This is a genomic window from Actinophytocola sp. (assembly GCF_035634895.1).
Lineage (GTDB): Bacteria > Actinomycetota > Actinomycetes > Mycobacteriales > Pseudonocardiaceae > Actinophytocola.
Genome location: NZ_DASQCC010000001.1, coordinates 1 through 22,004, shown reverse-complemented (window position 1 = coordinate 22,004; position 22,004 = coordinate 1). Strand labels below are relative to the sequence as shown.

The 22,004-nt window shown below is 70.4% G+C and carries 20 protein-coding genes and 1 pseudogene; 18 read left to right on the top strand and 3 right to left on the bottom strand.

All coding sequences use genetic code 11. The annotated features are described in order from the left end of the window. Nucleotides 1-4 precede the first annotated feature (4 nt). The 5 genes from VET29_RS00105 (at nt 5) to VET29_RS00085 (ending at nt 3,986) form a co-directional block, all read left to right on the top strand. Nucleotides 5-619, top strand: coding sequence for a hypothetical protein (locus tag VET29_RS00105; RefSeq protein WP_324912886.1), 615 nt, complete (start codon nt 5-7; stop codon nt 617-619). Beyond that, the gene (locus VET29_RS00100; RefSeq protein ID WP_324912881.1) at nt 619-1,422 is read left to right on the top strand and encodes an ESX secretion-associated protein EspG; all 804 of its coding nucleotides are present in this window, start codon (nt 619-621) and stop codon (nt 1,420-1,422) included. The genes VET29_RS00105 and VET29_RS00100 overlap by 1 nt, the downstream gene beginning before the upstream one ends. Nucleotides 1,423-1,529: 107 nt before the next feature. After that, on the top strand, nt 1,530-2,825 hold the full coding sequence (locus VET29_RS00095; RefSeq protein WP_324912878.1) for a hypothetical protein: 1,296 nt from the start codon (nt 1,530-1,532) through the stop codon (nt 2,823-2,825). 10 nt (nt 2,826-2,835) lie between these two features. Beyond that, nucleotides 2,836-3,192: a hypothetical protein gene (locus tag VET29_RS00090; protein WP_324912875.1), complete on the top strand. Its 357-nt coding sequence runs from the start codon at nt 2,836-2,838 to the stop codon at nt 3,190-3,192. Next, nucleotides 3,192-3,986 carry an ESX secretion-associated protein EspG gene (locus VET29_RS00085; protein WP_324912871.1) on the top strand — a complete coding sequence of 265 codons (795 nt, stop codon included), beginning with the start codon at nt 3,192-3,194 and terminating at the stop codon, nt 3,984-3,986. Before VET29_RS00090 ends, VET29_RS00085 begins: the two co-directional genes overlap by 1 nt. Before the next feature lie 10 nt (nt 3,987-3,996). Here the strand turns inward: VET29_RS00085 and mycP are convergent, their stop codons facing one another. Together mycP and eccD are read right to left on the bottom strand one after the other, a co-directional pair. Further along, nucleotides 3,997-5,478, bottom strand: a complete 1,482-nt coding sequence (mycP, locus tag VET29_RS00080; protein WP_324912868.1) for a type VII secretion-associated serine protease mycosin — start codon at nt 5,476-5,478, stop codon at nt 3,997-3,999. Between the two features lie 12 nt (nt 5,479-5,490). Then, complete coding sequence (gene eccD / locus VET29_RS00075; protein WP_324912864.1) at nt 5,491-6,894, bottom strand: type VII secretion integral membrane protein EccD; 1,404 nt, start codon at nt 6,892-6,894, stop codon at nt 5,491-5,493. A gap of 139 nt (nt 6,895-7,033) precedes the next feature. Between eccD and eccCa the strand changes: the two genes are divergently transcribed. The 5 genes from eccCa (at nt 7,034) to VET29_RS00050 (ending at nt 14,490) form a co-directional block, all read left to right on the top strand. Next, complete coding sequence (eccCa, locus tag VET29_RS00070) at nt 7,034-11,035, top strand: type VII secretion protein EccCa (RefSeq protein ID WP_324912861.1); 4,002 nt, start codon at nt 7,034-7,036, stop codon at nt 11,033-11,035. Nucleotides 11,036-11,205: 170 nt separating this feature from the next. After that, nucleotides 11,206-12,978 carry a type VII secretion-associated protein gene (locus VET29_RS00065; RefSeq protein ID WP_324912857.1) on the top strand — a complete coding sequence of 591 codons (1,773 nt, stop codon included), beginning with the start codon at nt 11,206-11,208 and terminating at the stop codon, nt 12,976-12,978. A 10-nt stretch (nt 12,979-12,988) separates the two neighbouring features. Further along, entirely contained in the window at nt 12,989-13,540 is a 552-nt protein-coding gene (locus VET29_RS00060) for a hypothetical protein (protein WP_324912853.1), read from the top strand. A gap of 236 nt (nt 13,541-13,776) precedes the next feature. After that, nucleotides 13,777-14,091 (top strand): WXG100 family type VII secretion target, encoded by a 315-nt coding sequence (locus VET29_RS00055; protein WP_324912849.1) that lies wholly within the window; start codon nt 13,777-13,779, stop codon nt 14,089-14,091. Nucleotides 14,092-14,160: 69 nt separating this feature from the next. Then, entirely contained in the window at nt 14,161-14,490 is a 330-nt protein-coding gene (locus tag VET29_RS00050) for a WXG100 family type VII secretion target (protein WP_324912844.1), read from the top strand. Nucleotides 14,491-14,558: 68 nt separating this feature from the next. Here the strand turns inward: VET29_RS00050 and VET29_RS00045 are convergent, their stop codons facing one another. Next, nucleotides 14,559-15,452 carry a hypothetical protein gene (locus VET29_RS00045; RefSeq protein ID WP_324912840.1) on the bottom strand — a complete coding sequence of 298 codons (894 nt, stop codon included), beginning with the start codon at nt 15,450-15,452 and terminating at the stop codon, nt 14,559-14,561. A 195-nt stretch (nt 15,453-15,647) separates the two neighbouring features. On the opposite strand from VET29_RS00045, the gene rplM reads away from it, so the two are divergent. The 8 genes and pseudogenes from rplM to VET29_RS00005 all read left to right on the top strand — a co-directional run. Continuing rightward, nucleotides 15,648-16,091 (top strand): 50S ribosomal protein L13, encoded by a 444-nt coding sequence (gene rplM, locus VET29_RS00040; protein ID WP_324912837.1) that lies wholly within the window; start codon nt 15,648-15,650, stop codon nt 16,089-16,091. A gap of 44 nt (nt 16,092-16,135) precedes the next feature. Continuing rightward, nucleotides 16,136-16,594 carry a 30S ribosomal protein S9 gene (gene rpsI, locus VET29_RS00035; protein ID WP_324912835.1) on the top strand — a complete coding sequence of 153 codons (459 nt, stop codon included), beginning with the start codon at nt 16,136-16,138 and terminating at the stop codon, nt 16,592-16,594. Nucleotides 16,595-16,821: 227 nt separating this feature from the next. Continuing rightward, nucleotides 16,822-18,156 carry a phosphoglucosamine mutase gene (glmM, locus tag VET29_RS00030; protein WP_324912833.1) on the top strand — a complete coding sequence of 445 codons (1,335 nt, stop codon included), beginning with the start codon at nt 16,822-16,824 and terminating at the stop codon, nt 18,154-18,156. Between the two features lie 137 nt (nt 18,157-18,293). Then, on the top strand, nt 18,294-18,719 hold the full coding sequence (locus VET29_RS00025; RefSeq protein WP_324912831.1) for a hypothetical protein: 426 nt from the start codon (nt 18,294-18,296) through the stop codon (nt 18,717-18,719). A gap of 1 nt (nt 18,720) precedes the next feature. Beyond that, nucleotides 18,721-20,685 carry a WXG100 family type VII secretion target gene (locus tag VET29_RS00020; RefSeq protein WP_324912828.1) on the top strand — a complete coding sequence of 655 codons (1,965 nt, stop codon included), beginning with the start codon at nt 18,721-18,723 and terminating at the stop codon, nt 20,683-20,685. 2 nt (nt 20,686-20,687) lie between these two features. Beyond that, complete coding sequence (locus VET29_RS00015) at nt 20,688-21,191, top strand: hypothetical protein (RefSeq protein ID WP_324912825.1); 504 nt, start codon at nt 20,688-20,690, stop codon at nt 21,189-21,191. A gap of 142 nt (nt 21,192-21,333) precedes the next feature. Further along, nucleotides 21,334-21,693 carry a hypothetical protein gene (locus VET29_RS00010; RefSeq protein WP_324912822.1) on the top strand — a complete coding sequence of 120 codons (360 nt, stop codon included), beginning with the start codon at nt 21,334-21,336 and terminating at the stop codon, nt 21,691-21,693. Continuing rightward, nucleotides 21,690-22,004: pseudogene (locus tag VET29_RS00005) on the top strand (hypothetical protein); the annotation flags it as partial. The gene VET29_RS00010 and the pseudogene VET29_RS00005, both read left to right, overlap by 4 nt.

Below are 22,004 nucleotides of genomic sequence, written 5' to 3'. Positions count from 1 at the left end.
CGACATGCCTGCCGACAACGTCACGGAGCTGGTGACCGAACCGGCCACCGGCAGCGGGAGTCTCGCGGACCGCCTGGACGGCACGGAACCGGCGGACACGCCGCCCCAGATGCCGGCCACCGGAACGGTCGTGCCGCCGGCCACGGACGGGTCGACACCGCCGGCGATGCCGACCCCGGACCCGTCGGCCAGCGCACCCGCCGTGCCGGACCAGCAGGCCACCACCATGCAGGTGCCGGCCACGACGGTCGCCCCCGTCAGGAAGCCCGACGGCTGGGAGGTCGACTCCTACCAGCTCCGCGCCTTCTCGGACGCCGTGGTCCGGGCCCGCTCGTACCTCGACTCCGTGCACGCCAAGGCGGACCGGATGCAGGGCGCCGAGCTCGACCCGCAGCTGGGCACCAGCCCGGTCGGCACGCAGCTGGCCAAGAAGTTCGACGACCGGCTCAACTCCACACACGGCTTGCGCGCGATGCTGGCCGAGGCCATGAAGCGGATGGACGACTTCGTGGCCAGCGCGGAGAAGGCGGCCCGTGCCTACGAGGAGAACGAGCAGAACGCCGTCGACACGTTCGGCAAGTACGACGTCGTACCACCACAAGACGACAAGCGGGGCTGATGATCATCAGCGCCAGGTCCGCGGTGGCGATGGGCGTGGCGGAGGTCGACCTGCTGTGCGCGGCGGCCAACTCCGCTCCGCCGTTCCCGCTGCGGGTGACGTCCGACGGCGTGACCGGCACCGAACGGCGTGCCGTGCTGCGTGCCGCCGGCGAGCGGCTCGCCGCCCGCGGTCTCGCCGACGAGCGGGGGCCGCTGGGTGTCGCCGAGGCGTTCGCCTACCTCCTGCAGGACGCCCCGATGACCCTCGACCTCGTCCTTTCCATCGGCGGTGACACCATCGGCGTGGTGCTGCTGGTCCGGCAGGACCTCGCCGTGCTCGTCACGCAGGAACTGTCCAAACCGGACAACGTGAGTATGGCCGAGCTGCCCTTCGACGACGCGGTCGACGAGCTGATCGGGCTCATCCCGGACCACGACGCGGCGCTCGCGGCTCCGTTCTCCCTGCCGAAGGCCGCGCTCGACCAGGTGTACCGGGCGCTCCTGCGGCAGCAGGGACGGCCGCTCGGCGTCGGTGAGTGGGAGGAGCTGCTGGCGCGGCACGGCGTCACCGACCGGCTCGCGCGGCGGCTCGTCACACATCTCCAGCCCGTGCTCGGCAACGGTCAGATGGGGCTCGCGACCCGTGGCGGCTACGCCAACCAGTGGCGGCGTGCGGGCGCCGAGCTGCGCTGGCTGGACACCGAGAAAGGAAGGTTCCAGTTGGTCGACACGGACGAGGGTGGTTGGCTGTCGGTGAACCCGCTTTACGGGCAGGATCTGGCCGCTTCCGTGCGTGGGCTCGCCAGGTCGCTCAGGAGATGAGAGGCGTGCGATTGTTTGCCTGCGGAAAGTTGAGGTCGATTCGCCTCCTTTGTGTCGGTGCAATCAAGTAGCGTGACCGTCGGAATCGATGATCGGAGGGTTGGGGCGTGGTCTTCGAGCAGCTCCTCCAGATGGTCGCGGACGCCCAGGCACGTGCCGCGGCTGCGGCGCAGGCGGCGCAGGACGACCGAACGCGCCGGCGCGAGGAGAACGACCAGTGGGTCACCGGCGGGGTCAACTGGAACGGCTTCGGGCTCGAGTCGCTGATCAGAATGGTGGCCGACAAGTCGAGCGCACCTCAGCTCGAGGCCCTGGCCGGGGAGTGGGAAGTGCACGGCCGCGCGGTCACCTTGGCCTCCGACGACCTGCAGCGCTCGCTCGGCAAGCTGATGCACTTCTGGAGCGGCCGGGCCTCCGACGAGGCGGTCCGCACGGTCATGACCAACGCCAGATGGATCGGTGAGCTCGGTACGACCGCCCAGAAGATGTCGCCCCCGATCCAACACGCGGCGGGCGCGTTGCGGTCCGCGCAGTCCACGATGCCCGGCATGCCGAAGAACAACTGGCTGGCCACCGCGGGTGGCGGCGCCGCGGCCGGGTTCGCGGTCGGTGGCCCGGTCGGGGCCGCGTTCGGCGCGGCCATCGGTGGCATCGCGAGCGCGTTCGGCTTCGGCAACAAGAAGAAGAAGATGAAGCGCAAGGCCGTGCAGACCATGGAGCGCTTCGAGGACGCGATACTCGGCGTCGACCAGAACACCCCCCAGTTCGGCGGCCCATCGGACGGCGCAAACCCCGGTGGTCCCGGCGAGTCCCGGCCGGACCCGGGCATCGGCCAGCCGGGCATGCCGGCCCCGCCGCCCGGTGGTGGCGTGGTGCGGCCGGGCCCGCCCCCGATGGACGGCAACCACGTCACCGACCCGTCGTTCGCGCACGGGCCGGAAGGGCGCTGGCAGTCGCTGACCGGGCTGGGCCCCAACGTCTCCGGCGTGCCCGGTCTCGGCAGTGGCGGTGGCGGTGCGAACAGTGGTCTCGGTCTCGGCGCCGGGGCGTTCCCCGGGATGCCGGGCATGAGCGGCCGGGGCGCGGGCGCGATGGGTGGCAGCCCGTACGGCCGAGGCGGCGCCGGTGGACGTGGCGCGGGCGGCCGGGGCGCCGGTGGACGCGGTGGCGGGTTCCCGGGCGGCGGTGGCGCCGGTGGCCGGGGCGACCGCGAGTACCGCGGGCGTGGCCGGTTCAGCAAGGCGGGCGCGTTCGGCAAGTCGGGTGGGTACGGTCAGGGCGGCGCGGGCGCCGGCCGCCGGGAAGAGGGCGAGGAGGACGGCGAGCACCGCAGGACCGTGCCGCTCGAGGAGGACCTCTTCTCGTCGGATCTGAAGGCCGCGCCACCGGTGATCGGGCTCTAGGGGGTAAGGGATGTACGTCGACGGACCCACTGACGAGACCTCGTCGGCCGGTGGCTGGGCGGTCGATCCTTCGCAGGTCCAGGCGTTCGCGGACGCGGTGGCGGAGGTGCGGACGCAGCTCGACAAGATCATGGGCGACGTCGCGGAGCTGGCCACACCGAACTTCGCGCCCATGCTGGGGACGAGCTCCGTCGGCCAGGAGTTGGCGGAGAAGTTCACCGACCGGCTCGGCAGTGAGCGGGGACTGCGCGGCCAGCTGAACATCGCGGTCCGGCACATGGAGGAGTTCGTGCTGGCGGCCGAGAACACCGCACGGACCTACACCCAGGTGGACACGGACAACCTCACGAAGTTCAACTACAGCTGATGGATGTGCGAGTCAGCGCCGGGGCCCCGCTGCACCCGGTCGAGGTCGATCTGCTGTGCGTGTTCGCGGAGGTCGAGGCGCCGTTCCCGCTGGAGATCCCGGCTTCCGGGCAGACCGACGTCGAGCAGCGGTCACTGTTCGCCGCGGCGCGTGAGCAGCTGACCGGGCGCGGGCTCGCGGACGAGAACGGGCCGCTGGGCGTGGCCGAGGACTTCGTGTTCCTGCTGCGGTCGTGCACCGGGGTCGTCGACATGGTGCTGGCGAAGGAGGAGCCGACGCTGGCCGCGGCCGTGCTGGTGCACCGGGACGAGGCGCTGCTGGTGACTCAGGACCTCACGTCGGCCGAGCGGATGGTCCGCATGAAGCCGGTGACGCTGGACGAGGCGCTCGACGACCTCGTACGGCTCGTGCCGCGTGCGGACGCGCCGCTGACCGCGCCGTTCAGCCTCCCGAGGCAGGCGCTGGACGCTGCCTTCAACGCGCTGATGGAGCGGAACGAGCAGCTCACGACCCAGGAGGTCGACGAGGTGCTGCGCGCGCAGGGCATCGACGACCGGATCGTCCGGCGGATGGTGTCGCACCTGCAGCCGGTCCTGGGCAACGGTCAGGTCGGCGTCGCCCGGCGCGACGAGACCGAGGACCAGTGGACCCGCGTGGGCGAGGAACTGCGCTGGCTCGACACCGAGCGCGGCCGGTTCCGGCTGGCCGGCGACACCGAGTGGATGAGCGTCAACCCCCTGCCGCGTGACGACGTCCGCGCGGAGCTCCGCAAGCTGGCCATGAAGGCCCGCTGAGGAACCCCCCTCAGAGGTGCCGGGGTCCGGGTTCCTCTTCTTCGCGACGGTTGCGGCGGACCGTGTGCACCACGAACAGCGTCAGCAGCAGCACGCCGACCCCACCGCCGGAGCCGATCATCGCGACCCGCATCGGCGTCCAGTCACGGGTGTCGGGCGGCGGCATCCTGAACGGCTCGTCGACCGCCTTGTCCGGAGCGATGCCCTTCTCGGACGGGATGAACGCGGTCAGCGCCGCGACCGGGTTGATCATCCCGTAGCCGACCAGGCTGTCGTGGCCACCGCTCGCGGCCGGGTGCGCCGCTGTGGTCTTGATCCGGTTCATGACCTGCTTGGCGGTCAGGTTCGGGTACTTCTCCCGCACCAGCGCGGCCAGCCCGGCCACGTACGGCGCCGCGAACGACGTGCCCTGGATCGGGCTCGCGTTGCCCTTGTCGTCGTACTGCTGGGTCGCCAGCCCGCCGGTCGTGCTGGCCGGGGCCAGCGAGGTGATCTCGGTGCCCGGCGCCGCGACGCTCACCCACGGCCCGTTGAAGGAGAACGGGGCGACCTGCCCGTCCCGCCGCACGGCCGCCACCGACAGCACGTACTCCGAGAACCACGGCGGGATCACGAGCCAGGTCGGGTTCTGCGGGTCCGCGTTGTTCTGCTCGGTGCAGTCGCTCTCCGGGATGTTGCCGGCCGACGCGACCACCACGATGTTCTTCTGCTCGACGGCGTAGCGCAGCGCCGCCTGCACACCCTTCTCCGGTTCGGTGATCGGGCCGGCCGAGGTGGGGCGGCAGGAGTCCACCGACATGTTGATCACGGTGACGCCGGCGTTCGCGGCCCGGATGATCGCCTTGGCCAGCGTGGTGAGGTTGCCGGCCGTGAAGGTCTGGTTGCTGGCCTGGTCCTTGAACTCGTAGTTGCTGCTGGACTGCCGGATGCTGACGATCTCGGCGTCCGGCGCGATGCCGCGGAAGCCGATGCCCGGGTCGGTGGGCTTGGCCGCGATGATGCCCGCGACCTCGGTGCCGTGCCCGTCGCAGTCCTCGAGGCCGTTGTTGTCCTGCTTGACGTAGTCGCCGCCACCCGTCAGCCGGCCCGCCAGGTACGGGTGCGGGAACACGCCGGTGTCGATGACCGCGACCCGCTGGCCGGCGCCGGTGACCCCGAACCGCGCGATCTCGTCGAAGCGGAGCAGGTCCTGGCCCCACGGCTTGGTTTTCAGCGGCTGGGAGTCGCGGGACTGGACGCACTGAGTCTTCTGCGTGTACTCGCGGTCCGGCTTGCCGTCGTCGTTCGGCAGCGGGTAGTCCGCCGGCAGCGGTGGCGGGGCCGCCATGTTCGCCGCGGGTGCGGTCGTCGACGGTGGCGCGGACGACGAGGACGCGGAGGACGGCGGCTGGGAGGAGGAGGTCGGCTGCGCCGCCGCGGGCACCGCCGGCGCGAACGCCAGCAGGGTGGCGGCGAGCACGGACACGACCCGGTTGGTGCGGGAGACGGCCATCAGTGGGAGTCCTCAGTTCGCCGGCAGGATGTTCGCGTGCCGCAGCGTGCCGTACAGGTTCATCACGGCGAGCGCGAGCGGCAGCATGACCGCGATGCACACCGCCTCGATGATCTCCACGGTCCGGCGCAGCGGCGGCGAGAAACGCTGCTCGGGGAAGATCACGCCGAGCACCAGCGCCGCGGCCGCGATCAGCACGAGCGAGCCGAACACCAGCAGCAGCCGGCCGAAGGTGTCCGCGGTGACCAGCCAGCCGATCATGATGCCGGCGGTGGAGAGCATGCCGGTGGCCAGCAGCGCGATGGCCTGGCTGCCGTTGGCGTACGTACGGGCCCGCAGCAGCAGCACCAGCGTGGCGGAGATGGCCGTGAGGATGGCCCAGACGTCACCCTTGCCGGCCGTGATGATGGCCGAGATCGCGGTCGTCGTGCCGAGACCGACGATCATGCCGGTCATGTACTCGTGCGCGAGGCCGGCGCGGCGCTCGATGGACCGGTAGTCCGGGAAGCCGCTGTCCTCCTTGAGGTCCTCGGCACTGCCCGGCACGTTCGGCAGCGGCAGCCTGGCCAGCTGGATCGTCACCCTCGGCAGCACGGACAGCGCCGCGAGCGAGACCGCGGCGGTGCCGGCGGCGATGCCGGGCGCGGGGTGCGCGATCAGGGTGGCGATGGTGAACGCGACGACGCCGACCAGCGCCGCGGACCCGGCCGCGACGAACACCGTCACCCCCGCGCCGATCAGCATGATCGAGGCGGACGCCACGATCAGGACCAGGGCGCACCCGAGCAGCAGGCTGGCCCGCCCGGTCGCGCCGGGCACGATGTAGAGGCCGGCCACGAAGGCCATCGGCAGACCGCCGGCCGCGGCGATCAGCACGCCGGCCGTCTCCGCCTGGTAGCCGCGGGCGATGGTGGCGCCGACCGCGACGCACACGATCGCGGCCGCGCCGGCGGCGATCGCGGCGGGCAGGGCGTCGCCGCCGAACAACGGGCCGCCCATCAGCACGGCCACGGCCCCGAGCAACAGCGCGAGCGCGCCCGCGATGTAACCGATCCGGTTCGCCGTCTTCTTGGTCCAGGGCCGGTAGCTGTCCGGGGTCGACTCGGCGATCGCGTCGACGACGTCGTCGTACAGCGGGGGCGGTGGGTTCTCGGCGCGCTTGCGCAGCTGGAGCAGCTCGCCGTCGACGACGCCGAGCGAGGCCAGCGTGCGGCTCGGGTCGAGCGGGGACTCGCCCAGCTTGGCGAGACACCAGCCGCCGTGCCGCGCGCCGCCGTCCGGGGTGGCCTCCTTGGCCATCTCGAGCAGCATCGGCAGCAGGTCGGCCACCGCGACACCGGCGGGGAGCGCGACGTCGATGCGTGTTCTCGGCGCGACCACCGTCACGCGGCTGAACACAGTCGTCCCGGTTGCCACCCTCGAACCCCCGCTCACCAGTCGTCTCTCGATAACCACCCCTTGCTGTCGGTGGCGGCCCCTAGTATGGCCTTGCCGGTGCTCCCGCGTGCGCGGGTTCCGGCAACAAGGGGTTCGGACCAGGGTGAGGGGTAGTTCGGTGAGTACGCTTCAGTTCAAGCGTTCACCTCGGCTTGCCGCGCCGCGGCAGCCCGGCGGCGAGGTGCATCTGGAGCCGCCGCCCGAGGTACCCCGCGTCATCCCCGGCAACATACTGATGAAGTTCATGCCCGTCGTGATGGTCATCGCGATGCTCGGCATGATGGCACTGATGTTCACCGCGGGCGGCGCGGTCGGCCGCAACCCGGTGACGCTGCTGTTCCCCATGATGATGATGTTCTCGATGGTCGGCATGTTCGGCCAGAACCGCGGTGGCGGCCCGAAGAAGGCCGAGATGAACGAGGACCGCAAGGACTACCTGCGGTACCTCGGCCAGATGCGTGACCGGGCCCGCGAGGCCTCGCTCGACCAGCGCGCGGCGCTCGAGTGGGTGCATCCCGACCCGCAGGCGCTGTGGTCCATGGCCACCAGCCGCCGCATGTGGGAGCGCCGCCAGTCCGACCCCGACTTCTGCCACCTGCGTGCCGGCCGCGGCTCGCAGCGCCTCGCGACCCGGCTCGTGCCGCCGCAGACCGGTCCGGTCGACGAGCTGGAGCCGATCGCCACGCTCGCGCTTCGCCGGTTCGTGCGTGCCCACTCGATCGTGCCGGAGCTGCCGATCCAGATCGCCATCCGCGGGTTCGCGGCCGTTGGCCTCACGGGTGACAAGGAGCTGACCCGCGGCCTCGCCCGCGCGCTGCTGGCCCAGCTCGTGACGTTCCACACCCCCGACGACGTGCTGATCGCCGTGGTCACCTCCGGCCGTGCGAAGGCCGAGTGGGAGTGGGCGAAGTGGTTGCCGCACACGCAGCACCCCACGATGGTCGACGGCATCGGCCAGATGCGGATGATGGCCGGCTCGCTCACGCAGATCGAGGACTGGCTGGACGAGGAGCTGCGCGACCGGCAGCGGTTCACCCGCAACGCGCCGCCGCAGCCCGACCAGCCGCAGGTCGTGATCGTGATCGACGACGGCGAGGTCACCCGCGAGGAGCAGATCATCCTGGAGGAGGGGCTCGTCGGCGTCACGCTGATGGACCTGTCCGACAGCCTCGGCAACCTCACCGCCCGTCGCGGCCTGCGGCTCGTGGTCGAGGAGGACCGGATGGGCGCCCGCAGCGCGAGCGGCGTCGAGTGGTTCGCCAAGCCGGACACGATGACGGTGGCCGAGGCGGAGGCCCTGGCCCGCAAGCTCGCGCCGTACCGGCTGGGCGCCGCGGCCGCTGACGACGGCGGCGAGGAGCCGCTGCTGTCCAACCCGACGCTGCTGGAGCTGCTGGGCATCCCCGGCGACCCGATGACGTTCGACGTGCAGCAGGCGTGGCGGCCCCGGCCCGTCCGCGACCGGTACCGGGTGCCGTTCGGCGTCGGCGAGTTCGGGCAGCCGGTCGAGCTGGACATCAAGGAAGCGGCGATGGAGGGCATGGGCCCGCACGGCCTGTGCATCGGCGCCACCGGCTCCGGCAAGTCCGAGTTCCTGCGGACGCTGGTGCTGGGCATGCTGGCCACGCACTCGTCGACCAACCTCAACTTCGTGCTGGTCGACTTCAAGGGTGGTGCGACGTTCCTCGGTCTGGACAGCTCGCCGCACGTCGCGGCGGTCATCACCAACCTGCAGGACCAGCTGACCCTGGTCGACCGCATGAAGGACGCGCTCGCCGGTGAGATGAACCGGCGGCAGGAGGCGCTGAAGAACGGCGGCAACTTCAAGAACGTGTGGGAGTACGAGAAGGCGCGCGAGAACGGCGCCGACCTCGACCCGCTGCCCGCGTTGTTCATCGTGGTCGACGAGTTCTCCGAGCTGCTGAGCGCGAAGCCGGACTTCATCGACCTGTTCGTCGCGATCGGACGGCTCGGCCGGTCGCTCCAGATGCACATGCTGCTGGCCTCGCAGCGCCTGGAGGAAGGCAAGCTGCGCGGCCTCGACTCCCACCTGTCCTACCGGATCGGTCTGAAGACGTTCTCCGCGGCGGAGTCCCGCGCCGCGATCGGCGTGCCGGACGCGTTCGAGCTGCCGTCGATCCCCGGCTCCGGCTACCTGAAGTACGACACGTCCACGATGGTCCGGTTCAAGGCCGCGTACGTGTCCGGTCCGTACCGGCCCGCCGGCATCCAGACCGCGGGCCCCGCGGCGCCGATCTCCGGCGACCGCCGCGTGAAGCTGTTCGTGCCGGACTACATCGAGATCCCGAAGGAGCCGGAGAGGCCGGTCGAGTCGGTGGCCGAGGCGCCGCGGCCGGAGATCAGCGCGCCGACGGAGCCGAGCGAGCTCGACGTCATCGTGGGCCGGCTGGTCGGCCAGGGCCCGCCCGCGCACGAGGTGTGGCTGCCGCCGCTGGACGTGTCCAACTCGCTCGACACGCTGCTGCCGCCGCTGCAACCGACGGAGGACCGCGGGCTCTCGCCGGCCGGGTTCTTCGGCAACGGCCGGCTGCAGCCGCCGCTCGGGCTGATCGACAAGCCGTTCGAGCAGCGTCGCGACCTGCTCTGGGCGGACTTCTCCGGCGCGGCCGGTCACGCGGCCGTCGCGGGTGGTCCGCAGTCCGGCAAGTCGATGCTGCTGCGCACGCTGGTCATGTCGATGGCGCTGACGCACACGGCGGAGGAGGTGCAGTTCTACTGCATCGACCGTGGCGGCGGCACGCTCGGCACGCTGCAGGGGCTGCCGCACGTCGGTGGGGTGGCCGGCAGGCTGGACCCGGACAAGATCCGCCGCATCGTGGCGGAGGTGGCTGGCGTGATGGCCGGGCGCGAGGAGCTGTTCAGGGACAACTCGATCGACTCCATGACCGACTTCCGCAACCGCAAGCGCCGCGGTGAGCTGAAGGAGGACCCGTGGGGCGACGTGTTCCTGATCATCGACGGCTGGATGAACTTCCGGCAGGAGTTCGAGGCCGTTGAGCCGCAGGTGCTGAACATCGCGGCGCAGGGCCTGTCCTACGGCGTGCACGTGATCGTCACCGCCAACCGCTGGGCGGAGATCCGCCCCGCGATGAAGGACCTGCTCGGCACGCGGTTCGAGCTGCGGCTCGGTGACGCGAGCGAGTCCGAAGTGGACCGCCGGGTCGCGGTGAACGTGCCGGAGGGCCGGCCGGGCCGGGGCCTGTCCCGGGACAAGCTGCACTTCCTGGTGGGCCTGCCGAGGATCGACGGCTCGAGCAACGACCAGGACGTGGCCAACGGCGTGCAGGACGCTATCGCCAAGATCAACACCGCTTGGCGGGGCAGGCGCGCGCCGCAGGTCCGCCTGCTGCCGGAGAAGCTGCCGTACGAGGAACTGCTGAACCAGGACACCAGGCGCAACACGAAGCTCGTCCCGATCGGTGTCAACGAGGACGAGCTGGCGCCGGTGTACCTGGACTTCGACGCCGAGCCGCACTTCTTCGCGTTGATGGACGGCGAGTCGGGCAAGACGAACCTGTTGCGCACGATCGTGCAGGGCATCACCGACCGGTACACGAAGAAGGAGGCGCTGGTCCTCCTGATCGACTACCGGCGCACGATGCTGGGGTTCGTCAAGAGCGACCAGCTGCTCGGGTACGCGGTGTCGAACCAGCAGCTGAACGGCATGATCAAGGAGATCAGCGGGTCGATGCGCAAGCGGCTGCCGGGGCCGGACGTGACGCAGGAGCAGCTGCGCAACCGGTCGTGGTGGAAGGGGCCGGAGCTGTTCGTCATCTGCGACGACTACGACCTGGTCTGTCCACAGGGGACGAACCCGCTGGCGCCGTTGGCGGAGTTCATCCCGCAGGCCAAGGATGTCGGGCTGCACGTGATCGCGGTGCGGCGTACCGGTGGCGCCGGCCGGGCGATGTACGACCCCGTGCTTGGCAAGCTGAAGGAGATCGCGACGCCCGGGTTGCAGGGGTCCGGTTCCCGGGACGAGGGCGCGTTGATCGGCACCGTGCGACCGTCGGCCATGCCGCCCGGGCGGGGGGTGCTGGTGACTCGCAAGGCGGGGCAGCAGCTCATCCAGGTCGGGTGGATTCCGCCGGAGATGTGATGTCCCCTTCCGGCCGCGCGCTGGGTTGGCAGGTGGGCGCCGGTGCCGCGATTCCGTCGATTGTGTGATCCCTTACGACCGTTTGGCCGGTCCTCCGGTACGACGGACGCACTTCACCGGCGCTCCCCCTACCATCAGGCCTGGGACCACGATGGTTACCGGGGGTGTGGATGACACTGCGGGTCGCGGTCGACTTTGGGACGTCCAGTACGTGCATCGCCGCGTCGTTTCGTGGGCGGGAGCCACAGGTCGTCGCCGTTGACGGGGCGCCGCTCATGTCGTCCGCCGTCTACGCGGCGGACGACGGCACGCTCTTCGTCGGGCAAGAGGCCGATCGGCATGCCGCCGTCGATCCTGCCCGCTACGAACCCCACCCCAAGCGGCGCATCGACGAGACGGAGCTGCTTCTCGGCGCCAGTGTGCTCAAGGTCCGTGACGTCATCCGGGCCGTGCTGTCCCGCGCGGTCGCCGAGGGGCAGCGGGTCGGCGGCGCCCCCGTCGACCAACTCGTCCTCACCCACCCCGCCGACTGGGGCGGCATCCGGACCCGGGTGCTCCGCCAGGCCGGCAACGGGCTCGGCGCCCGCCTCGTCCTCGTGCCCGAACCCGTTGCCGCCGCGGTCTTCTACGCCGCGAGCTTTCCCGGGACGCGGCACGACCGGCCCGTCGCCGTGCTCGATCTCGGGGGTGGCACCGTCGATGTCTCCGTCGTGCGGGCCAACCGGCCGCTTGCCACGCGGGGCGACCCGACCTTCGGCGGCGCCGACATCGACCAGCTCCTGCTCGAACATGTCGGTGGGCTTGTCGCCGGCACCGACGAACAGGCCTGGCGCGCCCTCGTCGAAGGGCGCGAGCTTCCCGACCGGCGCCGGCGCCGGGTCATCCGCCAGGACGTCTGTGGGGCCAAGGAGACGCTGTCCCGTCATCCCTACACCGACGTCCCCATGCCGCCGCCCTTCGCCGACGCGCACGTCACCCGGGCGGACCTCGAACGGCTGATCGCCCCGCACATCGAGCGGGCCGCCGAGCTCACCCTCGCCACCATCCGTGAGGCCGGGCTCAAGCCCGTCGACCTCGCCGGCATCTTCCTCGTCGGCGGGTCCAGCCGGATCCCGCTCGTCTCACAGCTCGTCCACAAGCGCTGCGGGGTCGTCCCCACCTCGCTCGACCAGCCGGAGACCGTCGTCGCCCGGGGTGCGCTTCGAGCGGTGGCCGGCAGCGGCGAGAGCACGGGTGACCTCGCCGTGCCGAAGGTTCCGCCGCACCGGCCGCTGCCGCCGCGAGCCCAGCCCAACCGGCCACCGCTCCCGCCGCCGCGGCCCCGGCCGGCGTTGCCGCCCACGCCGGCGGTCGGCAACACGAAGCGACGCTCGGCCCTGCTGCTCACCGGGGCCGCCACGCTCGCCGCCGCCATCGCGATCGTGCTGGTCGTCGTCCTGACCCAGGGCGGCGGGCCGCGGTCGGGTGCCACCCCGGCCCCCACGACGACGCAGGTCAAGGGCAAGTTGATCGCCCAGTACGAGTACCAGTTCACCCTCCCGGACGACTGGCTCCAGACCGGCGGCGACGCCACCCGGCTCCAGACCGAGGTCAAGCCGGCCGACGCCCAGGACGGCGACGACCTCGTCCTCGTCCAGCAGGCCCGCCTCTCCTTCGACAGTGACGCCGACCGGGACCGCGCGGTCGGCAAGCTGCGTGACGACTTCGACGCCGCCGGTGACAACTTCACCGGCTTCGACGAGAACTCCCGCTACGCGGGCCGCGACGTCATCCACTACCGGCAGGCGCTGCCGAACAAGGACGCCACGGTCGAGTGGTACGTCGTCTTCCACCGGGAGACGCAGGTCAGCGTCGGTTGCCAGCGGGAGAACGCCGGCAGCCGGGCGAAGGAAGTTTCCTCGGCTTGCGAGATGATTGTGCGCACACTGCGCATCACCGAATAGGCTCGTTGGTATGACCGGGCAACAGGGCGGCTTCCGACAGGCCGCGGCGCGGTTCTCCGCCGAGGTCCAGTGGGCGCTCACCAGGGCACGGCGGGCCGCCCGTGACGCCAAGGCCGAGAGCGCGGGCTTCCGCCAGCGCACCGAGGAGCTCGCCACCCAGGCGAAGAAGAAGGCGCTCCGTCGCGGCCAGGCCACGCCGACCTCGCCGGCGGCCCGCGCGGACGCCACGAAGTTCCGCACCGACAACGGTTTGCCGGTGCCCGACCTGCCCGAGGCCGACGAGTTGACCGGCCGGCCGAACCGCCCGCCGGCGCGGCAGGAGAACGACGACACCTCCGAGATCACGGTGCTGTTCGACGTCGACACCGAACCCACCCGGCCGGGCCCGGAGCCCGTGGTCGAGCCGGTGGAGGAGCCGGTTCCCGGGCCCACTCGCCCGAGGGATCGCGAAGACGACTTTTCGCAACAGCGAATTCTCATGGACGCGACGGAAGAGACCTACCGTCCTGATGAGATCCTCGACTCCGTCTTCGACACCGACGACCCGCGAAACCGCAGGTAGCGCCACAGATCCGGCGGCTCGACCCGATGTTGGTGGGCAGGCCGGGACAACCTCCCCGCCCCCGTCACCCGAGCCCGCGGCACACACCCGTGCCCACGTGGGGCGTTCACTGTCGCAACGACCTCCGACCAGATGGCGACAACGCGGAACCGAACATGGCAGGGTCTACGTCGCAGGAGGCGTACGAACTGAAAAGGTTCGTCCCGCAGACAGAAATCTGAAGGGGGTAGTTCCCAATGCCAGACGGCTACGCCGGTACACCGCAGGAATTCACCGCGGCGCACCAGAATGTGGTGAAGGTCAAGGAGGACGTCGAGGGCGAGCTCTCGAACCTCTGGAACGCCATTTCCCAGCTGCAGGGCCTGTGGGCCGGTCCGGCCCAGAAGGCGTTCACGACCATGATGCACCGCTTCGACGACGACGCCAAGCGCCTGAACACGGCCCTCGAGGGCATCGCCGAGCAGCTCAAGGCCGCGGGCTCCACCTACGAGGAGTCCGAGCAGTCCCAGATGGACGTGTTCGGCAACCTCTCGTCTCAGCTCGACGGCTGACGGCGCTGACGCTTTCCCACAAGCGACGCACACAGACTTTCGGCAACGTCTTCCAAAAGGGGAACAGAAATGACCTCATCTTCCGGTGGATACGGCGGCGGCATTGACGCCGGCGACACAATCAAGGTCAGCTTCGCCGGCCTCTCCCAGGGTGCCTCCGACATCGGCCGCTCGGCCTCGATGATCCAGTCGCACCTGGACCAGCTCAAGCGCGACCTCCAGCCGCTGGTGACCAACTGGACCGGTTCCGCCTCCGACAACTACAAGCACTTCCAGGGCGAGTGGGACAAGGCCGCCGCCGACCTGCAGCAGGTGCTCGCCTCGATCGGCACCGCGGTCTCCCGCGCCGGCGAGGACTACGCGGACGGCGAGCGCAACAACGCCAACCGCTGGACCTGAGCCACGCGGCACAGCTCGACCGAACGGCTACGGCAGGGCCCCGGAAGCACTTCCGGGGCCCTGCCGTGTCAGTTCTCCGGCGTCCGGTCGTTGAACTTGTCGAAGAAGGCGTCGACCGCCGCCTTGTCGGTGATCGCCGTGATCTGGGCCGCCGCCGGCGTGTCCGGGATGTCGTCCTTCGAGGCCGGTCCGACCACTTCGTACTCCAGCTGGATCTCGAGCGCCGTCGCGTCGCCGTCGGTGATCGAGTCGCGGATCTCGAACCCGGTGAAGTTCATGTCCTTGTCGAACTTCAGCACGACCGGGACGACCTTCCGCAGCTGCCGTTCGGTGAGCCCGTCGCGTTTGTCCTCCGGGATCGAGATGAAGCCCTCGGACAGCATGATCTTCAGCTGCGCGCCGGTGGTCACCTCGAAGCCGTCGCCGGTGGACCGGGCCTCGCTCGGCTGCTCGTCGCCCGCGTCGAGCCTGGTCTGCCCGATGGCGGTGTCCAGGTGGCAGGCGACCCACGCGGTCAGCACGAAGCAGTTCTGGAAGCCGTCCTTGTACAGTGACGGCACGGTGACCCACGGTGTCGGCGCCAGGAACGCGTGGTCGGGGTCGAGCTTGATGTAGTCCACTTCCGACTCCGCAGGCGTGACCTCCATCGACCAGTCGCCGTCCTGGGAGTAGCGGCGCTTGTAGAGGATCGCGGGCGGGCTGCCGACCTTGTAGGACTCGTGCTCGGTCGTGATCTTGAGGTCGCCGTAGTTGAGGTAGTTGTAGACCCTGGCGTGCTCGTTGCCGAGGTTGACGAAGTGCGACTGGAACGCGGCGAGGCCGCGCTTCACCGCGTCCGCCGTCGCCTGCTGGGCCGACGCGCGGTCGGCGACGGGCTGGCCCGCGGTCGGCTGGGCGCAGCCGGCCACGACCGCGACGCAGAGGGCCGCGCCGGCCAGCCGCGCAGATCGGGTGACGGTCATCTCAGCTACCCCTGTCCGAATCCCCTGGAACACGCCGTTCGACGTGCACGATAGTGCGCCGGTCGAGCCAGCAGGTGGGGGCCGCTTTGACCCCCCGCGAACCCGCCAGGTATCTTTCTATGTTGTTGCGCGGCGCGGGCCCATGCCCGTTTGAGCGCATATGCACCCTGACGCGAATGACGACGAGGTAGATCCGTGCGCACGTACAGCCCGAAGCCAGGTGAGGTGGCCCGCACCTGGCATGTCATCGACGCAGAGGACGTTGTCCTCGGCCGGCTCGCCTCGAACGTCGCCACGCTGCTCCGGGGCAAGCACAAGCCAACCTTCGCACCGCATGTCGACACCGGTGACTTCGTCATCATCGTCAACGCGGAGAAGGTCGTGCTGACCGGGAACAAGCGCGAGCAGTCGTTCGCGTACCGGCACAGCGGCTACCCGGGCGGTCTGCGCAAGCAGTCCTTCGGCGAGCTGCTGGACACCCGTCCCGACCGACTGCTGGAGAAGGTCGTCAAGGGCATGCTGCCGAAGAACAAGCTCGGCCGTGCCCAGGGCAAGAAGCTGAAGGTCTACGCCGGCCCGGACCACCCGCATGCCGCGCAGCAGCCGAAGCCGTTCGAGATCGCCAAGGTCAGCAGGTAGATGAACTTGCTGGTAGCCATCAAGTCGAGCACAAGCGAGGATCATTGAGCACCCCTGAGACCACCGAGGCTCCCGCCGCCGAGGAGGCTGCGGCGCCCCGTCCCGTGCGAGTGAGCGGCGAGACCGCCCAGACCGTCGGCCGCCGCAAGGAGGCCGTCGTCCGGGTGCGCCTCACCCCGGGTAGCGGCAAGTTCACCCTGAACGGCAAGACCCTCGAGGACTACTTCCCGAACAAGGTCCACCAGCAGCTCATCCGTGAGCCCCTGGTGACCGTCGAGAAGCCCGAGGCCTTCGACGTCCGCGCGAACCTCAAGGGCGGCGGCATCACCGGCCAGGCCGGTGCGCTGCGCCTCGCCATCGCGCGTGCGCTCATCGAGCTCGACATCGAGGACCGCCCGGCGCTGAAGAAGGCCGGCTTCCTGACCCGTGACCCTCGGGTCAAGGAGCGCAAGAAGTACGGCCTGAAGAAGGCGCGCAAGGCGCCTCAGTACTCCAAGCGCTGAGGTTCGCGTCCCTGCCCGCCGTGCCCGCCCCTGGGCCGGGTGTGGCGGGGCCGGTCATCTCGGTTGGCCGGCATGGGACGCCCTACGCGTCAGTGGCCCTGCTTGCCCGGGGTTGTCGGGTACTGCTGGCTTGTTTTTCTCAGTGGAACGCCGCGTTCGGTACATGAGATGCACCGGGCGCGGCGTTTTCCGCATCCAGAACACCTGTTGCGGAGGTTCCCTCGACGATGGCTCGCCTTTTCGGTACCGACGGTGTTCGTGGGCAGGCGAACTCCGAGCTCACGCCTGAGCTGGCCCTGTCCGTGGCGGCGGCGGCCGCGCGGGTGCTGGTCGAGCGCGACAGCTCCCACCGGCCGGTCGCGGTCGTCGGGCGGGACCCGAGGGCGAGTGGCGAGATGCTGCAGGCGGCCGTCGCCGCGGGCCTGACCTCGGCGGGTGCGGACGTGATGCAGCTCGGCGTGCTGCCGACGCCCGGGGTCGCCCACCTCGTCGGCGACCTGGGCGCCGACCTCGGTGTGATGATCTCCGCGTCGCACAACCCCATGCCGGACAACGGCATCAAGCTGTTCGCCGCGGGCGGGCACAAGCTGCCGGACGCCATCGAGGACGAGATCGAGGCGCACATGGGCCTCTCCTTCGACCGGCCCACCGGCGCCGGCGTCGGCCGCATGTACGACATCGCCGACTCGGTCGACCGGTACGTCACGCACCTGCTCAAGGCGTCCACCCACCGCCTCGACGGCCTGCGGGTCGTCGTCGACTGCGCCAACGGCGCCGCGTGGGCAGCCGCCCCCCGGGCCTACCGCGAGGCGGGTGCCGAGGTGATCGCGATCCACGCGCTGCCCGACGGCGAGAACATCAACGAGAACTGCGGCTCCACCCACCTCGAGAACCTCCGCGAGACGGTCCTGGCGGAGCAGGCCGACCTGGGCATAGCCCACGACGGTGACGCCGACCGCTGCCTGGCCATCGACGCGGCCGGCGACATGGTGGACGGCGACCAGATCATGGCCGTGCTGGCCCTGGACATGAAGGAAAGCGGCGACCTGGTCGACAACACCCTGGTCGCGACGGTCATGAGCAACCTGGGCCTGCACCTGGCGATGCGCGAACACGGCGTGACCCTGCAGACCACGGCGGTGGGCGACCGCTACGTCCTGGAGGCACTGCGCGAGAACAAGCTGTCGCTGGGCGGTGAGCAGTCCGGCCACGTGGTCATGCCGGCCCACGCCACGACGGGCGACGGCCTGCTGACGGCCCTGCGCCTGATGTCGAGGATGGCGGCGACCCGACGTTCGCTGGCCGACCTGGCTGGCGTGATGACCCGCCTGCCCCAGGTCCTGAAGAACGTGAAGGTCGCGGACAAGGCCGCGGTGGCGAGGTCGACGGCGGTGAGCGACGCGGTCGCCGAGGTGGAGTCCGAGCTGGGCGACACCGGCCGCGTGCTGTTGCGTCCGTCAGGCACCGAGCAACTGGTCCGCGTGATGGTCGAGGCGCCGTCGCAGGAAGTAGCCGAAGCGGCGGCCCAACGCTTGGTGGTCGTGGTCAGCTCGGCCACCTGACCTGCGCTTTCCTTTGGCGAATCCCCCAAACCGCCCCGTGCGGGGCGTTGGCTGGGTATGTTGCTAGCTGTGTGCGCAGGCGTACGATCCGTGCTTGCGATCACCGATGGGACACCTGGTAGCGGAACATAGGGGACATGATGTCCGGAGGCTTCGAGGCCAACCCTGAGGCGATTGGCGCGCTCACCACCGCATTCGCCGAAGCGCAGCAGCAGACCGACAAGGTCAAGGCCGCGCTCGAGAAGCCGCATGCCGAGCAGAAGGACTTCGGTCGTTCGTGGCAGGACCCGCTCGGCCGGGACTTCGTCGAGTCCATGGGCGCCATCGCGGCCGACCTCGCCAACCTGTCGAAGCTCTTCGCCGACGTGCAGGCACAGCTGGGACAGATGTCCGAGGTGATGGTGGCGGGCGAGACCACACAGGTCGGGACGTTCCAGGAGCTCGGCTCGGACGGCGGCTCGGGCAGCGAATCCAGCAGCGACTCCAGCAGCGACTCCAGCGGGGACTCCGACAGCGGCTCCGACAGCGGCTCCGACAGTGGCTCGACCTCCGGAGGCGTCTGACATGACCATCAGGATCACCCTCCCGGCCGCGTGGGACGCCTTCCGCGGCGAGGCCAACAAGAAGGACTCGACCAGGAACGACCAGTGCTGGGACGTCGTCGGCGACCCGCTCAACACGCCGGTCAGGCACGTGGTCGCCTCGTACTACGAGAAGCTGGAGCTCGGCGACAAGAACATCGCCATGAGCAAGCGCGGCGAGATCCTCGACCTTCACTGGGGCCGCGTCGAGCAGGACGCCGCGGCGCTCAACGGGCTCGGCAAGGCGCTCGAGAATCTCTCGGCCGCCATCGACGCCAACGTCACGGCGGTTTCCGCGCAGTGGTCGGGTGACTCCTTCGACGCGTTCAAGACCGCGATGGACAAGGTCAGGACGACGCTCGACGCGTACGCCGCGGGTGCGACGAAGGTCGGCGGCATCCTGCTGGAGGCGATGACCCAGGCCAGGTCCATGTACCAGGACTACGCCAACGCCACCGAGCAGACGCTGAGCTTCAGGGAGATGTCCCCGCCGGAGCAGTGGCACAAGATGGACGAACGGACCGGCGAGCACCTGGCGAACGTGTGCCCGACCGGAGGCGTCGACGACTGGCTCAGCTGCAAGAAGAACGACGGCGAGGTCGCCCCCGTGCTCAAGGGCCGGTTCGCGACGTCCCACCAGCTGTCGGTCTGCGAGGCCGACCCGTGCGAATACAACCTCGAACGGGTCCACATCATGTACGACAACCTGGTGAAGGCCGGCAAGGAAGGCCGCGAGAAGATCCGCACGATCGTTCGTGACTGGTGTGGCGCCACGGACGACTTCAAGGAGAACGTCAAGGACGTCCTCAAGGTCGCCGTGGACAACGTGCACGCGCTGGCCCAGTCGCAGGCGTTCAGCAGCCTGCGGGTCGTCGGCGCCGCGGGCGGCGGACAGCCGGCGCCCGGTGGCGGCGAGACCGGCGGCTACCCGGGCGGCGACACCGGCGGCGGTGGTTACCCGGACAGCGGTGCGCAGACCGAGCCGATCGCCGACCCGGCCACCACCCCCGCGCCGGAACCGGCGCCCGAGCAGGCACCGAACACCGCCGTCGCCCCGCCTGCGGAGGCGACGGATCCGGCGGAGGCGACGGATCCGGCCGCCGACGCCAGCACGGTCACGATCGACGACGGGGACCGCAAGATCGGCGTCAGCGACGCGGGTGCCGGCCACGTCAACCTCACGGTCACCGACGCGAGCGGCGCCACCAGGACCTACGACCTCGACTTCGACGCCGCGAGTGGCCTGTCCCGCTCGACCGACGGGCAGCCGGTGCCCGAGGGCGTCGAGCAGGTGTCGGCCCGGACCGACGGCAAGTGCGTCCTCCAGGACGGCGACGTCACCATCACCGCGGAACGACCGCTGTTCGCACCGGACCAGATCACGCTCACCGTCGACGACGGCACCGGCAAGCCGGCCTCGTACACGGTCGACTTCCCCGACACCGATGACGAGCAGCCCGGAACCCAGCCACCCGCCGAGGCAGGCCCGGTCCCGGGCACGGACACCAACGGCTCTCCCGTTCCCGCGGCACCCGCCGACTCGTCGACCCAGACCGGTGCCGTACCCGGCGCGCCGGCCGGGCCGGCTCCGGACGTGACCGCCGGTGCCCAGCCGGTCTCGACGCCGCAGACGGCCGGCGACCAGGTCACCTCGCCGCAGGCTGCCTGGTCGGAGGACGCCCGCGGCTCGGTCTCCGGCGTGCTCGCGCCTCACCAGTCGGACGGCGAGGCCGTGCTTGCCGCCGCGCCGGACGACGCACAGCACGACGCGTCGGGCATGGCCGGCGGTGGACTGCCGGTGCTCGCACAGGCCGGCGGTGGCGCCGGCGACAGCGGCCGTGCCGGTTCCGGCTGGAGCGTGCACGGGGACCTGTTCGACTCCGGCGAGCCCGTCTACAGCATGCACGGTGTGCTCGGCAACGACGACTACGAGCGGACCGACCGGTAGCCATGACCCTGATCGACATCGACGACGCGGCGGCCAGGAAGCGGCTCCAGGAGATCGCGACGGCCAGCAAGGCCGCGCTCGACGCCCACGTACGGCAGGCCGCCGAGCTGGCCGAACAGGCCAAGGCGGCCTTCGAGCGCGAGGAGGCGGACCTCGCGGCCGCGCTCAAGCGAAAGGCCGAGGCCGAGGCGGATGCCGCGCGGCCAGCCGCCGAGCAGCCGGAGCCGGAGGACCAGCCCCGCCCCAGGCCGAAGACGACGCTCTCCCTCGGTGGCGAGGAGTTCCAGCAGGCCCGCGAGACCAAGCGAGCCGAGGCCGAACCGGTCGACAACCCCGAGCCCCGGCCAGAAGAGGCGCAGGCGACGGAGGAGCCCCGGCCCAACCGGACGCTCAAGCTCGGCGCGCGGGACGACGAGGACGCCCCCAAACAGGACAAACCGGTCCGCAGGAAACCCCCGCGACCCGAGGCGGACGACGACATGTCCGGGCGGACCTGGCTGCGGTAACGGAAGCAAATTCCCCGGTTGTGCTCGTCGCCACCTGCGGATAGGTACATTCTGTGTGCAGATGTGACGGCACCAACCGTCGCGCGCGTGCGTCCAATGCGGGCGAACCGCGCCAGCACGATCGTGAGGGGGACCGCCGACCATGAACACGCCGCCGACGAGCGCGAACTCCGGGGTGAACGCACCGGACGGCTACAAGACCGACACGGGCTCGATGTCGTCGTCCGGCCGGACCATCAGCACCAAGGCGGAGGACGCCAAGGACGACGTCGACAAGGTCAAGCCGACCAAGCTCCAGGCCGCCGACTTCGGGCAGCACGCCGACCACCAGGCCTGGCAGAAGGACTACTCGGCCGCCATCGACCAGCTCGGCGCCGGCTCGGTGGCCATGTGTGACAACCTCCTCGCCTTCGCCGGCCAGCTCGGCGGCAACGCGTCCAGCTACAACGAGACCGAGGCCGGTGCCGCGAGCACGGTGACCCAGCCCGGGGGCCAGCGGTGAGCAAGTCCTGGTCCGAGGTCAAGTCGGTTCTGGACGATCCGTACGTGGACGCGGACACCAAGGAGCATCTCTACGCGGCTTATCTTCGTGACCAGGGGTACGCGACCTCGTACAACGGCTATGAGGGCGGCGGCTACGACCAGGGTCCGTTCTATGTGAACGAGGGTCGTCTGCCGCCCGAGGTTCGCGACTACTACAAGAAGTACAAGCTGGATCCCGGTGACTACCAGCAGGGTGACGTCGACAAGATCTACGGCGACGCGCAGGCCGAGTCGGCTGAACACGGGTACAGCAACAAGCTGAACGACGAG

What these genes read in the sequence shown, in the direction of transcription:
- VET29_RS00105 (WP_324912886.1), top strand. Translation starts at nt 5, where the DNA reads ATGCCTGCCGACAACGTCACGGAGCTGGTGACCGAACCGGCCACCGGC.
- VET29_RS00100 (WP_324912881.1), top strand. Translation starts at nt 619, where the DNA reads ATGATCATCAGCGCCAGGTCCGCGGTGGCGATGGGCGTGGCGGAGGTC.
- VET29_RS00090 (WP_324912875.1), top strand. Translation starts at nt 2,836, where the DNA reads ATGTACGTCGACGGACCCACTGACGAGACCTCGTCGGCCGGTGGCTGG.
- VET29_RS00085 (WP_324912871.1), top strand. Translation starts at nt 3,192, where the DNA reads ATGGATGTGCGAGTCAGCGCCGGGGCCCCGCTGCACCCGGTCGAGGTC.
- mycP (WP_324912868.1), bottom strand. Translation starts at nt 5,478, where the DNA reads ATGGCCGTCTCCCGCACCAACCGGGTCGTGTCCGTGCTCGCCGCCACC.
- VET29_RS00065 (WP_324912857.1), top strand. Translation starts at nt 11,206, where the DNA reads ATGACACTGCGGGTCGCGGTCGACTTTGGGACGTCCAGTACGTGCATC.
- VET29_RS00060 (WP_324912853.1), top strand. Translation starts at nt 12,989, where the DNA reads ATGACCGGGCAACAGGGCGGCTTCCGACAGGCCGCGGCGCGGTTCTCC.
- VET29_RS00055 (WP_324912849.1), top strand. Translation starts at nt 13,777, where the DNA reads ATGCCAGACGGCTACGCCGGTACACCGCAGGAATTCACCGCGGCGCAC.
- VET29_RS00050 (WP_324912844.1), top strand. Translation starts at nt 14,161, where the DNA reads ATGACCTCATCTTCCGGTGGATACGGCGGCGGCATTGACGCCGGCGAC.
- VET29_RS00045 (WP_324912840.1), bottom strand. Translation starts at nt 15,452, where the DNA reads ATGACCGTCACCCGATCTGCGCGGCTGGCCGGCGCGGCCCTCTGCGTC.
- glmM (WP_324912833.1), top strand. Translation starts at nt 16,822, where the DNA reads ATGGCTCGCCTTTTCGGTACCGACGGTGTTCGTGGGCAGGCGAACTCC.
- VET29_RS00025 (WP_324912831.1), top strand. Translation starts at nt 18,294, where the DNA reads ATGATGTCCGGAGGCTTCGAGGCCAACCCTGAGGCGATTGGCGCGCTC.
- VET29_RS00020 (WP_324912828.1), top strand. Translation starts at nt 18,721, where the DNA reads ATGACCATCAGGATCACCCTCCCGGCCGCGTGGGACGCCTTCCGCGGC.
- VET29_RS00015 (WP_324912825.1), top strand. Translation starts at nt 20,688, where the DNA reads ATGACCCTGATCGACATCGACGACGCGGCGGCCAGGAAGCGGCTCCAG.
- VET29_RS00010 (WP_324912822.1), top strand. Translation starts at nt 21,334, where the DNA reads ATGAACACGCCGCCGACGAGCGCGAACTCCGGGGTGAACGCACCGGAC.